The organism is Streptomyces sp. bgisy100, assembly GCF_057709105.1.
Genome location: NZ_JBYITE010000026.1, coordinates 1 through 14,812, shown reverse-complemented (window position 1 = coordinate 14,812; position 14,812 = coordinate 1). Strand labels below are relative to the sequence as shown.

12 protein-coding genes and 1 tRNA gene are annotated in these 14,812 nt (G+C 74.4%); 7 read left to right on the top strand and 6 right to left on the bottom strand.

Annotated elements, in window-relative coordinates; all coding sequences use genetic code 11:
- Positions 1-328 precede the first annotated feature (328 nt).
- Both AC3EQ1_RS18435 and AC3EQ1_RS18430 read left to right on the top strand, forming a co-directional pair.
- On the top strand, positions 329-3,166 hold the full coding sequence (locus AC3EQ1_RS18435; RefSeq protein ID WP_432095410.1) for an alpha/beta fold hydrolase: 2,838 nt from the start codon (positions 329-331) through the stop codon (positions 3,164-3,166).
- Positions 3,163-4,038 carry an ABC transporter permease gene (locus AC3EQ1_RS18430; RefSeq protein ID WP_432095409.1) on the top strand — a complete coding sequence of 292 codons (876 nt, stop codon included), beginning with the start codon at positions 3,163-3,165 and terminating at the stop codon, positions 4,036-4,038. Before AC3EQ1_RS18435 ends, AC3EQ1_RS18430 begins: the two co-directional genes overlap by 4 nt.
- Before the next feature lie 322 nt (positions 4,039-4,360).
- Here the strand turns inward: AC3EQ1_RS18430 and AC3EQ1_RS18425 are convergent, their stop codons facing one another.
- Positions 4,361-4,633: a GlsB/YeaQ/YmgE family stress response membrane protein gene (locus AC3EQ1_RS18425; protein WP_432095408.1), complete on the bottom strand. Its 273-nt coding sequence runs from the start codon at positions 4,631-4,633 to the stop codon at positions 4,361-4,363.
- 293 nt (positions 4,634-4,926) lie between these two features.
- Between AC3EQ1_RS18425 and AC3EQ1_RS18420 the strand changes: the two genes are divergently transcribed.
- Complete coding sequence (locus tag AC3EQ1_RS18420) at positions 4,927-5,355, top strand: ATP-binding protein (RefSeq protein WP_432095407.1); 429 nt, start codon at positions 4,927-4,929, stop codon at positions 5,353-5,355.
- A 309-nt stretch (positions 5,356-5,664) separates the two neighbouring features.
- On the opposite strand, the gene AC3EQ1_RS18415 is transcribed toward AC3EQ1_RS18420, so the two are convergent.
- From AC3EQ1_RS18415 to AC3EQ1_RS18395, 5 genes are all read right to left on the bottom strand, one after another.
- Positions 5,665-5,808, bottom strand: coding sequence for a hypothetical protein (locus AC3EQ1_RS18415; RefSeq protein ID WP_432095406.1), 144 nt, complete (start codon positions 5,806-5,808; stop codon positions 5,665-5,667).
- 56 nt (positions 5,809-5,864) lie between these two features.
- On the bottom strand, positions 5,865-5,987 hold the full coding sequence (locus AC3EQ1_RS18410) for a hypothetical protein (RefSeq protein WP_432095405.1): 123 nt from the start codon (positions 5,985-5,987) through the stop codon (positions 5,865-5,867).
- Complete coding sequence (locus AC3EQ1_RS18405; protein WP_432095404.1) at positions 5,984-6,331, bottom strand: DUF6247 family protein; 348 nt, start codon at positions 6,329-6,331, stop codon at positions 5,984-5,986. The genes AC3EQ1_RS18410 and AC3EQ1_RS18405 overlap by 4 nt, the downstream gene beginning before the upstream one ends.
- A 29-nt stretch (positions 6,332-6,360) precedes the next feature.
- Positions 6,361-6,684, bottom strand: coding sequence for a hypothetical protein (locus tag AC3EQ1_RS18400; RefSeq protein WP_432095403.1), 324 nt, complete (start codon positions 6,682-6,684; stop codon positions 6,361-6,363).
- Between the two features lie 403 nt (positions 6,685-7,087).
- Positions 7,088-7,160, bottom strand: a tRNA-Arg gene (locus AC3EQ1_RS18395).
- Positions 7,161-7,436: 276 nt separating this feature from the next.
- Here AC3EQ1_RS18395 and AC3EQ1_RS18390 point away from each other — a divergent pair.
- The 4 genes from AC3EQ1_RS18390 to AC3EQ1_RS18375 all read left to right on the top strand — a co-directional run bounded on the left by AC3EQ1_RS18390 (position 7,437) and on the right by AC3EQ1_RS18375 (position 14,807).
- The gene (locus AC3EQ1_RS18390; protein WP_432095402.1) at positions 7,437-9,095 is read left to right on the top strand and encodes a dynamin family protein; all 1,659 of its coding nucleotides are present in this window, start codon (positions 7,437-7,439) and stop codon (positions 9,093-9,095) included.
- Positions 9,096-9,560: 465 nt separating this feature from the next.
- Positions 9,561-12,068 (top strand): GTPase, encoded by a 2,508-nt coding sequence (locus AC3EQ1_RS18385; protein WP_432095401.1) that lies wholly within the window; start codon positions 9,561-9,563, stop codon positions 12,066-12,068.
- Positions 12,069-12,601: 533 nt separating this feature from the next.
- Positions 12,602-13,012, top strand: coding sequence for a single-stranded DNA-binding protein (locus AC3EQ1_RS18380; protein WP_432095400.1), 411 nt, complete (start codon positions 12,602-12,604; stop codon positions 13,010-13,012).
- Between the two features lie 388 nt (positions 13,013-13,400).
- A complete protein-coding gene (locus AC3EQ1_RS18375; RefSeq protein WP_432095399.1) occupies positions 13,401-14,807 on the top strand; it encodes a Cys-Gln thioester bond-forming surface protein in 1,407 nt (468 codons plus the stop codon).
- The last annotated feature ends 5 nt before the right edge of the window (positions 14,808-14,812 follow it).

Sequence of the window (14,812 nt, the reverse complement as noted above, 5' to 3'; positions counted from 1 at the left end):
ACGTCGGGGAGGGCGGCGCCGGGGAGGGCGGCGCCGGGGACGGACGGAGCCGAGGACAGCGCCGGGCAGGACGACACCGGGCGCGACGTCGCCGGGGCGTGCCACCGGCCCCCGGGCCCGCCCCGGTCCCAGGCCCCTCCGCCGCGGCGCCCCGGGCTCCAAGCCGCACTCGCGGGCCCCGCGACGGCTCGCGAACGGGCGGGCGGAGTGCCGTCCGGCCCTACCGCGGTCGCGGTATGCACCCAGCTTTCGTACTACCGGGGGAGACGTCCGGATTCACTCCGGGGGGCCGCGGGGGCAGCCCTCGGACATACGTAGGATCCGGGGCATGGATCTCGTCAAGCTCCGGCCCAGGATGCCCCGGCGACGCGGGCGGCTGGTCGCCGGCGTCGCCGCCGTGGCCGTCCTCGCCGGGGGTGGCACCTGGTCCGCCGTCGCGGGCGAGGGCAAGCCCGCCGTGCACCGCCAGGACCGCATCCTCAGCCAGCCCGTCACCCCCGGCAGCAAGCAGGAGGTGCGGATCGACACCTCCTACTTCACCTCCGGGCCCGCCTCGGAGCGCCGCCCCGCCGTGCTCCTCGGGCACGGCTTCGGCGGCAGCAAGTACGACCTCCAGCGGCAGGCCGAACAGCTGGCCCGCGACGGCTACGCCGTCATGACCTGGTCGGCCCGCGGCTTCGGCCGGTCCACCGGCCGGATCGGCGTCAACGACCCGGAGCGCGAGGTCGCCGACGTCCGGCACCTCATCGACTGGCTGGCGAAGCGCCCCGAGGTGCGGCTCGACGGGGACGGCGACCCGCGCGTCGGCGTCGCCGGCGCCTCGTACGGCGGCGCGATCTCGCTGCTCGCCGCCGGGCACGACCGCCGGGTCGACGCCATCGCCCCGCAGAACACCTACTGGAACCTCTCCGAGGCCCTCTTCCCGAACGGCGTCTTCAAGAAGCTGTGGGCCGGGATCTTCTTCACCACCGGCTCCTTCCCGGCCGGCGCCGGGCTCGCCGGAGGCGGCGAGGCGGCCGCCGGCACGGGCTCCGCCATGGGCGCCGCCCCCGCCGGCGGCGACACCGGGGGCGACGCCGCCGCGGGCGGTGACGCTGCCGCAGGCGCCCCCTCCCGGGTGCCCACCGGCCCCGCACCCGCCCGCGAGCCGGGCTGCGGCCGCTTCGAGAAGCCGCTGTGCGACATGTACGAGCGGGTGGCGGTCGCCGGGAAGCCCGACGCCGACGCGCGCCGGCTGCTCACCGGACGCAGCCCCTCGGCCGTCGGCGACCGCATCAAGGTGCCCACCCTGATCCTCCAGGGCCAGTCCGACTCCCTCTTCCCGCTCGGCCACGCCGACGCCATGGCCCAGCGGATCCGCGGGAACGGCGCCCCGGTCTCCGTCGACTGGCTCGCGGGCGGGCACGACGGCGGCGACCAGGAGACCGAACGGGTCCGGAAGCGCGTCACCGGCTGGTTCGACCGCTACCTCAAGGGCGACAAGGGCGCCGACACCGGCCCCGCCTTCCGCGTCAGCCGCACCGGCGGCGTGGACTCCACCGACGGGCAGGCCCGGCTGAGCGGCGCCACCGGCACCCGCTATCCGGGGCTGGACGGCACCGACCCGCGCCGGATCCCGCTCATGGGCCGCGACCAGCAGTTCGCCAACCCCGCCGGGGCCGGCCCGCCCGCCATCTCCAACGTCCCGGGCCTGTCCGGCCTCTCCCAGCTCTCCGGCTTCGGCACCGGCGTCTCCATCGACTTCCCCGGCCAGTACGCCCGGTTCGACTCCGCCCCGCTGCGCTCCGGGACCCGCGTCACCGGCTCCCCGACCGTCAAGCTCAAGGTCCGGTCCGACTCCGACGACGCGGTGCTCTTCGCCAAGGTCTACGACGTCAGCAGAAGCGGCAGCCAGCTGCTGCCCTCGCAGCTGGTCGCGCCCGTCCGGGTCGAGGACGCCAAAAAGGGAAGAACCGTCGAGGTGCGGCTGCCCGCGGTCGACCACAACTTCGAGGCCGGGCACCGGATGCGGCTGGTCCTGGCCGCGACCGACCTCTCCTTCGCCTCCCCGGTGAAGCCCGCCGCCTACACCGTCTCGCTGGCCGGGAACGGGCTGACCGTCCCCACCACCCCGGCCGTGCACACTGCCTCGGCCTCCCTTCCCTGGTGGGTCTGGGGCCTGCCCGCCGGCGGCGCCGCCGTGGCCGCCGCGCTGCTGCTGACCGGCCGCCGCCGCACCACCGCACCGGCACCGGATCCGGAGCTGGCGGATGTCCCCCTGCAGATCACGGAGCTCAGCAAGCGGTACGCCAGGTCCGCGGAGCGGTACGCCGTCCGCGACCTCTCCTTCCGCGTCGAACGCGGCCAGGTGCTGGGGCTGCTCGGCCCCAACGGCGCCGGCAAGACCACCACCCTCCGCATGCTCATGGGCCTCATCCGCCCCGACGGCGGCGAGATCCGCATCTTCGGCCACGCCGTCCGGCCCGGCGCCCCGGTGCTGTCCCGGGTGGGCGCGTTCGTCGAGGGCGCGGGCTTCCTGCCGCACCTCACCGGCCGGGCCAACCTCGATCTGTACTGGCAGGCCACCGGCCGGCCCGCCGAGGACGCCCACGTCGCGGAGGCCCTGGAGATCGCCGGCCTCGGCGACGCCCTGGACCGCGCCGTCCGGACGTACTCCCAGGGCATGCGCCAGCGGCTCGCCATCGCCCAGGCCATGCTCGGCCTGCCGGACCTGCTCATCCTGGACGAGCCGACCAACGGCCTCGACCCGCCACAGATCCGCGAGATGCGCGAGGTGCTGGTCCGCTACGCGGCCGGCGGACGCACCGTCATCGTCTCCAGCCACCTGCTGGCCGAGGTCGAGCAGAGCTGCACGCATCTGGTCGTGATGGACCACGGCCTGCTGGTCAGCGCCGGCCCCGTGGCCGAGATCACCGGCAGCGGCGACACCCTGCTGGTCGGCGTGGAGGGCGGCGCGCCCTCCGACGTCGTGGCCGACAAGGTCGCCGCGCTGCCGGGCGTCGGCTCGGCGGTCGGCACCCCCGAGGGCCTGCTGGTGCGGCTGGACGGCGCCACCCCCGCCGAACTCCTGGCGGAACTGGTCCGGCTGGAGATCCCGGTCGAGCGCATGGGCCCGCACCGCCGCCTGGAGGACGCCTTCCTCACCCTGATCGGAGGCACGTCGTGACCGCGCCCGTGACCGCTCCCCTGACCGACGCCGCATCGGCGCCGGGCTTCCGGGCCCGCCGCACCCTGCCGCTGCGCGTGGAGGCCATGCGGCAACTGCGCCGCCGCCGGACCCTGGTGATGGGCGGTGTCCTGGCCGCGCTGCCCTTCGTCCTGATCGCCGCGTTCGCCATCGGCGGCGAACCGGGCCGGGACAACGGCCGGGTGTCGCTCATCGACACGGCCACCACCTCCGGCGCCAACTTCGCCGCCACCTGCCTCTTCGTCTCCGCGGGCTTCCTGCTGGTGGTGCCGGTGGCGCTGTTCTGCGGCGACACCGTCGCCTCCGAGGCCGGCTGGTCCTCGCTGCGCTATCTGCTGGCCGCCCCGGTGCCCCGCACCCGGCTGCTGCTCAGCAAACTGACGGTGGGCCTGGCCTTCAGCGCCGCCGCGATGCTGCTGCTTCCGGTGGTCGCGCTGGCCGCGGGCACGGCCGCCTACGGCTGGGGCGACCTGCAACTCCCCACCGGTGGCGCGCTGCCCACGAGCACCGCGCTGCCGCGGCTCGGCCTCGTCGTGGCGTACATCTTCGTGAGTCAACTGGTCACCGCGGCCCTGGCCTTCTGGCTCTCCACGGTGACCGACGCCCCGCTGGGCGCGGTGGGCGGCGCGATCGGCCTGACCATCGTCGGCAATGTGCTGGACGCGGTCACGGCCCTCGGCTCCTGGCGCGACTTCCTGCCCGCGCACTGGCAGTTCGCCTGGATCGACGCGCTCCAGCCCCATCTGGAGACGGGCGGCATGACCAAGGGCGCGGCGGTGTCGGTGGCCTACGCCCTGGTGCTGTTCGCCCTGGCGTTCCGCGGCTTCCGCACCAAGGACATCGTGTCCTGAGCGCCCTGCGGGACCCCTCCCGGGCGGTCCTCTCCTTTTTCCAGGGACGGCCCACGGGCCCGGCGCGAACGGCCCGGCGCGAACGGCCCGGCGCGAACGGCCGGGCCCGAGGCCGGGGCGGGGCCGACCGGTGGGCCGGGCCGGGGCTCTCGGGCCCACCGGGGCGGGGCCGGGGCTCTCGGGCCCGCCGGGGCGGGGCCGGCCGGTGCCCTCGGGCAGGGACCGGGGAGGCGCCCGGGGCCGGACCGGGGCGGCGTCCCGGTGACCCGGAGCCGGGCCGGCCGGTGCCCTCGGGCCCGCGCCCCGGACCGGGGAGCCTCCCCTAACGGCGCTCGCGCGAGTGCCCGAACAGCAGCCGGTAGGCGATGAGCAGCACCAGCGACCCCCCGACGGCGGCGACCCACGTCGCCGGGTCGTAGAAGTCCTGGACGACCGGCCGGTCGAGGTACTCCGCCGAGAGCCAGCCGCCGACGAACGCCCCGGCGACCCCGATGAGGGTGGTGACGATCAGCCCGCCGGGGTCGCGGCCCGGCAGCAGGAACTTGGCGAGTGCTCCGGCGACGAGGCCGAGGATGATCCAGCTCACGATGCTCATGTCGGGGTCCTCCCCAGGATCGCGCGGGCCACGCTCGTGCCGGTGGCCCGGATATCAGGTCCGGTCACTACTCAGACGCTTGTGATCGCCTTTTTGGTTCTTTCGATCAACTTCTCAACGCGGGGGCCGCAATTCTGGTGACGCGTGGTGTTCGGTCATGACGGGGAGTAGCTTCGTCGCCCGGATCGGGTTCCTGTGCTGCGCTGCACGGCTACCGGACGCCACTCGGGGCCGCGCAGGCGGAGCCGGGTCCGCCCGGCGGCCGGCCTGACGGAGGTCGAGGTGACGAAGCCATGGACGCGAACGTGGCGGATCTGCCGCGGAAGCGGTTGCCGCAGGAGCGTTTGCTGGAGCTGCTGTTCGGAGGCGAGGACCTGCCCGGCCTCCGGCTCCGTGTGACGCAGTGCGCGGCCCTCGCGGGCCTGGACGAGCCGCGCCTGGGCGACTTCGTCCTCGCCGTCCACGAGGTCGCCTGCAACGCCGTCGAGCACGGCGGCGGCCGGGGCCGCCTGCTGCTGCACCATCAGGACGGCGCCCTGCGCTGCCGGGTGACGGACGACGGGCCGGGCTTCACCGAGGAGGTCATCCCGCCCGACCCGCCGGGCCTCCTCAGCGGCGAGGGCGGCCGAGGCCTGTGGCTCACCCGCCAGCTGACGGACCGCCTGGAGATCGCCGCGGGCGCGGTGGGCGCCGTCGTGACCCTGGTGATCGCCCTGAGTTGACGCGGGGGCGGCCCGTCGCCCGGCATGCCGGGCACCCCCGGGGAGCCGTCCGCGGAAGCCTCGGGCGGCATCGCCGACCGCCGGAGAACGTCCCCCGCGCAGGCACCGCAGGAGCCCGCTCGACCCCCGTGACACAGCCGGACGCCGCCGCGCCCTCCGCACGGCCCCCTGGGGGCGGGCCGGGGCTCACGGCATCGCTACGAGGCTCTCGCGTCACCGAACTGCCCGAAGGCACGGGCCATGCTCATGCTGAAACTTCGACCGACTGTCCGTCTCCTACTCCGACCCGAAGACCCCGGTGCGGCAGCATCACTGCCAGAAACATTCGTCGATCACAATCTGCGGATCGGTGGTGCGCGGTGTGAAGTGGTACCGCAGCCAGCCGCGGCCGTGATGGAAGTACAGGACGTGTTCGCCGCTGGGCCGGGTCGACTGAACGGGTTCGACACTCATCCCAGGAGGCAGGTCCCGGTCGGTGTCGATGCCCCGGAAATACGGGTCCGGAGCGGTCACGAGTTCTGCGCGGGCGGCATCCACCAGGGCGCGGCCCGGTCGGGAAGGGCGTTCCTGTTCTCCTCGGCTCCGTTGGTCCAGTCGGCCTGCCAGGGCGGCCCCATGAAGCCGTCCGTCACTGGCCGGGCTCCGCCTTCGCAGCTGCCCGGCGGATGCGCCCGGCTTCCTCGATCATCGCCTTGGCGCGTGCGTAGTCGCTCTCCTGCGCGGCCTCGTCCTCCATGCGGTGGACCCGGGCTGCAAGTTCGGGGTTACGGGCGAGGGCGTACTCGCCCCACCAGCGGGCCATGAAGGCGGGGACGGGGGCAAGGTCGTAGGCGTCGGCGATGTCACGGCGCCAGTGCCGGTCGAAGTCCACGAGGAGCTGCGGTGCGTGCTCGGCGATGGCGGTGCGCAGCGACTTCGGAGTCCGCTCGGGCATGGGCGGGACCGGCATCCCGCCTTCGAGGGGTGCGGTGGACATGAGCGGTGAAATTCCCTTCGGCTCGCCGGTCAGGCAGCGGTGTGGAGTGAGGACGGCACGGTGGTTGCCCGCTCGGGTCTCTGTGGCCCCGTCCGGCTCCTGCGGACCGCGGCGCGGATCTTGGCGATGCGGTCGCGCTTGACGCCGAGAAGCCGTGCGACATGTTCGACGCGGCCGTAGGGGGTGGGGCTGCCGGGTGTCCCGGTGGTGGCCGCGCACACGAGTTCGGCGAGCTTTCTCCGCTCGCGGCGCACGTCCTCCTCCCGCCGTCGGACCAGCTGTTGCTGACGGGCGACGGCCGTCAGCGCCGACGTCTTCAGATCTCGTTCGTATCGCAGATCCTCGGCACTCACGTGCCCGAGGATGGCACATGGGCCTCACGCCCAACAATCAATCCCTCGAGAATGCATTCTTCGGAACGCTGCCCACGCGCGGCAGGTATCGTCGGCATTCCGGCCTCCGGCTGAGGGAACTCCTCCGGCCGTTGCCCGCCGGGCGGCCCGCCCGGCGGCCCGGATGACCGAGGCTCGGTGCGATCTCACGACGCGACTGCCGTCCCCCGCCGCGGCGAAGGACTGGCGGGAGGGAACGGCGACTGCGCGTACTGACCTGCTGGCGATCCACGTCGCCGGCCCGGGCCCACAGTGTCGGCTCCGAGCCCGAGGCCGTGGGCAGTCAAAGCGCTTGGTCCATGACCGATGTGCTTCCGGACGTAAGAGAGCCTCACCGGCGTTTGTGCAGGTGAGGAAGGATCTGCGCCCCCGGCAGGACTCGAACCTGCGGCCAAGTGCTTAGAAGGCACCTGCTCTATCCACTGAGCTACGGGGGCCGGGTGGTGGCCGCGGCGACCGGGACAAGGATAGGGCTCAGCAAGCCCGGCCCCGATGGCTTCACCTCCGTGACACCTTGTGGAGGTTCCGTGAAGCGATCCTGATAATCGCAGGCAGGCACGGATCATGCACCGATTTTTGCGCCTCGGGCGTCGGCTGTTGTGCACTCGTTATGCCTGAGCCCCAGTTGTCGCAAGGGTGCCGGGTTGCGCCGGTCGGCGCGCAGAGACCGCCATACGCTTCAAAAGAGCTCTAAAATTGGGCATTCTTCGCATGTGGCGACCTTGGACGTACGGCCCCAACTGCTCGATGCACTGTCCGCACTGCGCGACCGCGTCGCCTCCGCGCGGTTTCCGCTGGCGCTGCCGGGGGCGGACCGCGCGCGCCGCAACCGTTCCGAACTCCTCGCGCAGCTCGACGACTATCTCGTCCCCCGGCTCCGTTCCCCGGACGCCCCGCTGCTCGCCGTGATCGGCGGCTCCACCGGTTCCGGGAAGTCCACGCTGGTCAATTCGCTCGCCGGCCGCCAGGTCAGCGCCGCTGGCGTGCTGCGCCCCACGACGCGTACGCCGGTCCTCGTCTGCCACCCCGACGACCGCCACTGGTTCTCCGGCCACCGGGTGCTGCCGGACCTCACCCGGGTCTGGATGCCGTGGCAGCACGACGCGCACTACCGGATCGGCCGGCGGTTCACCGGTGCCGCGTACGACCCGTTCGACTACGAGGACGACGCGCCGGAGGACGAGCCGCCCACGCTGCGCGTCGAGACCGTCGACAGCCTCACGCCCGGCCTCGCCCTCCTCGACGCCCCCGACATCGACTCCCTGGTCGCCCGCAACCGCGACCTCGCCGCCCAGCTGATCTGCGCCGCCGACATCTGGGTCCTGGTCACCACCGCGACCCGCTACGCCGACGCCGTCCCCTGGCATCTGCTGCGCACGGCCAAGGAGTACAACGCCACCCTGGTCACCGTCCTCGACCGGGTACCGCACCAGGTCGTGCTCGACGTCTCCCGGCAGTACGGGGCGCTGCTGGACAAGGCCGGGTTCCGGCATGTGCCCCGGTTCACCATCCCCGAGCTCCCCGAGTCCACCGGCGCGGGCAGCGGTCTGCTGCCCGCCAGCGCGGTCGCCGGACTGCGCGACTGGCTCGTCCACCACGCCCAGGACCCCGCGGCCCGCGCCGACGCCGTCGCCCGGACGGCGAGCGGGGCCCTCGCCTCGCTCAACTCCCGGATGCCCGCACTGGCCGCCGCCGCCGCGGCCCAGCACGCCGCCACGCTCCGGCTGGCGAACTGCGTGGAGCACGCCTACACCACCGCCGCCCACCGGGTGCGCGAGGAGATCGCCTCCGGCGGGGTGCTCGCGGGCAACGCCCTGACCCGGTGGCGCGGCTATCCGCACGACAGCGGGGCCGGGGAATTCCTCGACGCGCTGGTCGACAGCCTGACCGCGCTGCTGTGCTGCGCGGTCGCGGACGCCGACGAGCGCACCGAGGCCGACTGGCGCCTGGACCGCGCCGCATCGGCCGCGTACGTGCCCGGCAGCGTGCCGGGGGCGGCCTGCGCCGTGGACCGGGTCGGGATCGCCGTACGCCGGTGGCGCCGCTGCGTCGAGGAGCTGGCCGACGACGCGGTGATCGGCCGCGACCGGTCGTCCGGCGCGGACGCCGACCGCCTTGCCGCCCAGCTGGCCGCGGTCCTGCTCGGCGGGCCCAAGGGGCGGACGGCGGGCGAGGCGCTCGCCGAGACGCTGGGTGCCCAGGCGGCCGTACGCCTCCGGGACCGCGGGGCGCAGCTGCTCACCGAGTGCCTGGAGCGGGTGCTGAGAGGCGAACGCGACCGGCGCCTCGCTCCGCTGGACGGCCTCGGCGTCACCCCGGAGCTTCAGGCCGAGCTCATTTCCGCGCTGTCCGTACTGCAGAAGGAGAGGTGACCGGCGGTGACATCGGCCGACACGCACCGGCCCGGCGAGTCCGGACATGCCGAGGACGTGCCCGGGGACCGGCTCGCCGGCCGGCCCGGTGACGGAGTCACTGCCCGAACCGGTGACGGGGACGGCGGCGGATTCACTGATGGAGCCGCCGGTTCCGGGTGGCCGGAGCACTGGCTGGACGAGTTCGCGCGGACGGGGGAGGTGTCCCGCGGCCCGGACGGTCCGGGCAGGACAGGCCCGGGACGGCCGCCGGGCGGTCCGGATCCGGCGCGGGCGGACGCGGCCGGGCGGCCGGGCGGTGCGGCGCGGGCGGACGCGGTACGGGAGGACGTGGTTCGGGCGGACGCGGTACGGCGGGACCCGCAGCGAGGGGACGCCCTCCCGGGGGGCGCCGCGGCGCGGACCCACGGGGAGGCGTCCGGGGCAGGCCGGTCCGGGGCGGGACCGTCCGGGGCAGGCTCGTCCGTGGCGGGGGCGTCCGGTGCGGTGCGGGCCGGCGCTGTGCGGACCGGTGCGGAGGTCGGGAACTCGGGAGCCGAGGCATCCGCGGCGGTGCGGCGCGCTCCCGCGCCGCACACCGACGGCTCCGCGCCCCCACCGGTCTACGACGCGGCCAGGCCCCGGGAGGAGGGTCTCTACGACGCGGTCAGCCCCCGGGACGAGGGCAGTCCACACCACGCGGGCACTCCCAGGGACGAGGCCAGTCCTCGCGACGCGGGCAGTCCCCGGCACGCAGGCGTTCCCCGGGAGGCAGGCGTTCCCCGGGAGGCAGGCGCTCCCCACGACGCAGGCGCTCCCCACGACGCAGGCACCCCCCGGGAGGCAGACGCTCCCCACGACACGGGCACCCGCCAGGTCTGGGACGACGGTCTGATCGCCCGTCGCGCCACCGGGACCGGCGGCGCGCCCGACACCGGACGGGCCGCGGCGCACCGCCGTACCGCGGGCGACCGGCCCGAGGCCGCATCGACGCACGCCGCGGACCGGCCCGGCACCCCCGGGTACAGCGCCGAGCCCTCCGCCCGGACCGGCTCCGCCGCGCCGCGCCGCCGGAGCTACAGCCGCGGGCTGCGCGTCCGGCTGGAGGCCATGCGCGAGCTCGTCGGGCTGTCCCGCACCCGCCTGGACACCGAGACGCTCGCCGGCGCCGGACGGGTCCTGGACGAGGCGGCCGCCCGGCACCGGCTCTCCCTCGACCACACCGTCATCGCCCTGGCAGGGGCATCCGGAAGCGGGAAGTCCAGCCTGTTCAACGCCCTCGCGGGAGCCCAGCTCTCGGAGGCCGGAGTACGCCGTCCGACCACCTCGGCCCCGGTCGCCTGCACCTGGTCCGAAGGCGCGGACGGCCTGCTGGACCGGATCGGCGTCCAGCCCCGGCACCGCCGCCGGCCGCACCGGCTGCACGACGTGGCACTGCGCGGCCTCGTCCTCCTCGACCTGCCCGACCACGACTCGGCCGTCGCGGGGCGGCGGGAGCAGGTCGACCGGCTGCTCGGACTCGTGGACGCGGTGGTGTGGGTGGTGGATCCGGAGAAGTACGCGGACGCCGTGCTGCACGAGCGCTACCTGCGCCCGCTGGCCGACTACGCCGAGGTCACCTACGTCGTGCTCAACCAGACCGACCGGCTGCCGGGCGACGCCACCGACCAGGTGCTGGACGACCTGCGGCGGCTGCTGGACGAGGACGGGCTCGCGCTGGGCGAGCACGGCGAGCCGGGTGCCACGGTGCTCTCCCTGTCGGCCCTCACCGGGGAGGGGGTGCCCGAACTCCGGCGCCGGCTGGGCCGGTTCTGCCAGGAGGGCCGGGCCGCGGAGCGGCGGCTGGCGGCCGACATGGACGGCGCGACGGAACGGCTGCGTTCCGCCTGCCTGGCGGAGGGCCGGACCGGGCTGACCGAACACGCCCGCGCCTCCTTCGAGGACCGGCTGGCGGACGCCGTGGGCGCGGTGGCCGCGGGGCAGGCGGCCGAGCGGGAGTGGCTCCGGTACGCGGAACTGGCCTGCGGCGCGCCGTGGGTCCGACTGCGCCGGCGGCCCGGGGGCAGGGGCCCGTCGGCCCGTCCGGCCGTGACGGGGCGCACCTCGCCCGCCCGGGCGGCCCGGGGCTCTCGGGGGTCCCGGGACGACGGCGGTGCGGGCGTGACGGAAGCGACGGGCGGCAAGGGCATGACGGGCGGCACGGGCATGACGGGCGGCACGGGTCTGACGGGCGGCACGGGTCTGACGGACGCGACGGGCGGCCCGGGCATGGCGGGCGTGACGGTGAGCGCCCGGGCGGCACGGGAGCCCCGCGGAACCGGAACGGTCCCGGCCGTGGCCTCAGCCGCCGCACTTTCGCCCGCCGCGGTGCCCCTCGACGGGCGAACGGGTGCGACAGCGGAGCCGGGTGGCCCGGCGGGGCCGGGAACGCCGGGGGAGCACCTGCCCGGCACCGCCCGGGCGATCGTCGAGCAGGCCGTACGGGCGGTGGTCGACGACGCGTCGGCGGGCCTGCCGAACGCCTGGGCCCAGGCCGTGCGGGACGTCGCGGCGCGCGGTGCGGAGGAACTGCCCGAGGCGCTGGACGGGACCGTCGCTCCGCAGGCGGCCGACACCGCACGGCCGACGGGGCCGGGATGGTGGTCCGTGGCGTCCGCCCTGCAGGGCCTGCTGTTCGTGGTGCAGGTCATCGGGGCGCTCTGGCTGGCCTGGACGGTGGTCCGCGGGCCCGGTGACGCATGGCTGCTGCCGGCGCTGCTGATGGCGTTCGGTGTCGCGGGCTGCCCCGTCCTGGCGTGGGGCTGCCGGGCGGCGGCGAGCGGCCCGGCGCGGCGCTACGGGCAGGAAACGGAGTGGCGGCTGCGGAGCGCCGCGGCGGCCTGCGGCCGGGCGCGGGTGCTGGAACCGGTCGCCGCGGAGCTGCTGCGCTACCGGGAGGTGCGGGACCAGTACCTGGTCGCGGCCGGCGGCCCCAGCCACACCACGCTCCTGTAGGGCCCTGACCGGGGCGGCTTCGCGGGTCTGCCCACGCGGGGCCTGCCGACACGGACCTGCCGACGTGGGACCTGTCGACGTGGGACCTGTCGACGCGGGACCTGTCGACGTGGGACCTGCTGGGTGGGACGTCGGCGGGGCCCGGTCGCCGGGGTGGTGAGGGGGCGCCGGGGTGGTGAGCGGCGGCCGGGCGCGGCGCGGTGGCTCACAAGGGTGGCCGAGTTCTCCACAACCGGTGGGTTGTCCACAGGGCTCAGCGGCCGTCGGCGTCCCGAGGCAGCATGAGATCACAGCACGGCGCGCGCACCGTCCCGGGGGCCGTGCCGGGGGGCCGTCCGGGCCATGTGCTCGAAGCCGCGGGACGGTTCGGGGTGCGCCGGGACAGCCGCGCACGTTCGGGACAGTCGGAGGAGTCGGAGGAGTCGGAGGAGTCGGAGGAGCTGGGGAGTCTGGGGAGTCCGGGGAAGTCAGGGGCGGCCGGGGAGTCCGGGAAGTCAGGCTCCCGCAAAGGAAGTTCGGGGGAGGCAGCGCAGATGAGTGAGACCACGGTGACGGTGGTGGGCAACACCGCGACTCAGGTGCAGTACCGGGAGACGGGGGAGGGCGTACCGGTGGCGCGGTTCCGGCTGGCGGTCACCGCGCGGCGCCGGGACCGGCACGGAGACGGCTGGACCGACGGGCCCACCAGCTTCTACACGGTATGGGCCCGCCGGTCCTTGGCCACGAATATCGCGGCGTCGGTGTCCGTGGGCGAGCCGCTCGTCGTCCATGGCCGGTTGCGGGTGCGGGAAGAGGTGCGGGACGGCGAGCCACCGCGCTTCTCGGCGGATATCGACGCGATGGCCGTGGGGCATGATCTGGCACGTGGCACCGCGGCGTTCCGGCGCGTGGCGCGGGCCAACCCGGCGCTGACGGCGCCGAGTTCCGACGGGATGCCTCCCTGAGCGGGGTCGATCCAGGTACCTCCCCCTCGGGGTGACGCCTGTTCCTGATGCGGTGCGGGGGCGGGGCCCGGTGCCCCGGTGCCGTGACCGGGCTCCGGTTCCGCCGCGTCGCACCTCGCCGCCCGGTTCGTCGCTTCTGGTGCGCTCCGACCTCAATGAGTGCGTTGCTGTTTCCTCGCCCAAACGAGGTAGTTTGAACTGGGCGTTTGGCAGTCACTCCAGGTCAGAGGTCAACTCACCGATAACGATTCCGATTCGGATCGGTTGTCGGCTGTGAATCGTGGGGACCCTGTTGAGCTTTCTTCCTAAGATCCGTGCGTACTCACGGGGGCTCTTGAGATTTCATGCGGGGCGTCTCACCACGACTGCCTCGCCCGGAGGGAAGTCCATGATTTCTGTACGCAGGCGGGCTGCCCGCTTGGCCGTCGCGGTGCTGGCCTCCGGCCTCGTCGCGACGGGTGCGATAGCCGGTGCGGGACCGGCCGTTGCCGATGACGCCGTTCCGAACCAGGGCGGAGCGACTGCCACGCTCGGCGGCCTGAAGACCGCCGACCAGGCGGTCATCCACCAGGAGGACGGCGAGGACCAGCAGGTCGGCGCCGGCCTGTTCGAGATGACCGTCGACGGCGGTGGCACGCTCCAGACGTACTGCATCGACATTCACAACCCGACGCAGCGTCAGGCGCAGTACCAGGAAGTGCCGTGGAGCGCCTCGTCGCTGCACGACAACGCCGACGCGGGCAAGATCCGCTGGATCCTGCAGAACTCCTACCCGCAGGTGAACGACCTGAGCAAGTTGGCTCAGGCTGCCAACACCGGCACCCTGACCGAGAAGACCGCTGCCGCGGGCACCCAGGTCGCGATCTGGCGTTACTCCGACCACGCCGAGGTCGACGCGGTGGACCCGGAGGCGGAGAAGCTCGCCGACTACCTCGAGAAGAACGCGAAGGACCTCGAGGAGCCCCGGGCCTCCCTGACGCTCGACCCGCCCGCCGTCTCCGGCAAGTCCGGTGACCGGCTGGGCCCGATCGGGGTCAACACCGACGCCGAGACGGTCACCGTGACCCCGTCCCCCGCGGCCGCGGCCAGCGGCGTCAAGGTCGTCGGCAAGGACGGCCGGCCGGTCACGAGCGCGACGAACGGCAGCGAGCTGTTCTTCGACGTGCCCAGCGGTACCCCCGACGGCTCGACCTCGCTGACCGTCCAGGCCACCACCACGGTGCCGGTCGGCCGCGCGTTCTCCAGCCAGACCAAGAGCCAGACCCAGATCCTGGCCGGCTCCAGCGAGAGCACCGTCTCCGCGACCGCCACCGCCAACTGGGCGAAGAAGGGCGCGATCCCGGCCCTGTCCGCGGAGAAGAACTGTGCCAAGGGCGGCGTGGACATCACCGCCGCCAACCAGGGCGACGAGCCGTTCACCTTCGAACTGGCGGGCGCGAAGCACACCGTCGAGGCGGGCAAGTCCGAGACCGTCACGATCCCGGTGAAGGAGGACCAGGCGTACGACTTCACCGTCAAGGGGCCGAACGGCTTCGAGAAGACCTTCTCCGGGGTCCTCGACTGCAAGACCGCCGGACCCACCCCCGGTGACGACACCGACAAGCCCTCCTCGGAGCCCAGCCCGGCCACGGCCGGCGGCACCACGGGTGGCTCCACCGGTGGCGGCGACCTCGCCGAGACCGGCAGCAGCGACGCCACCCCGATGATCGCGGGCATCGCGATCGCGCTCGTCGCCGTCGGCGGCGGCACCGTCTTCTTCCTCCGCAAGAAGAAGGCCGGCGGCGCCGCGGAGTAGCCCGC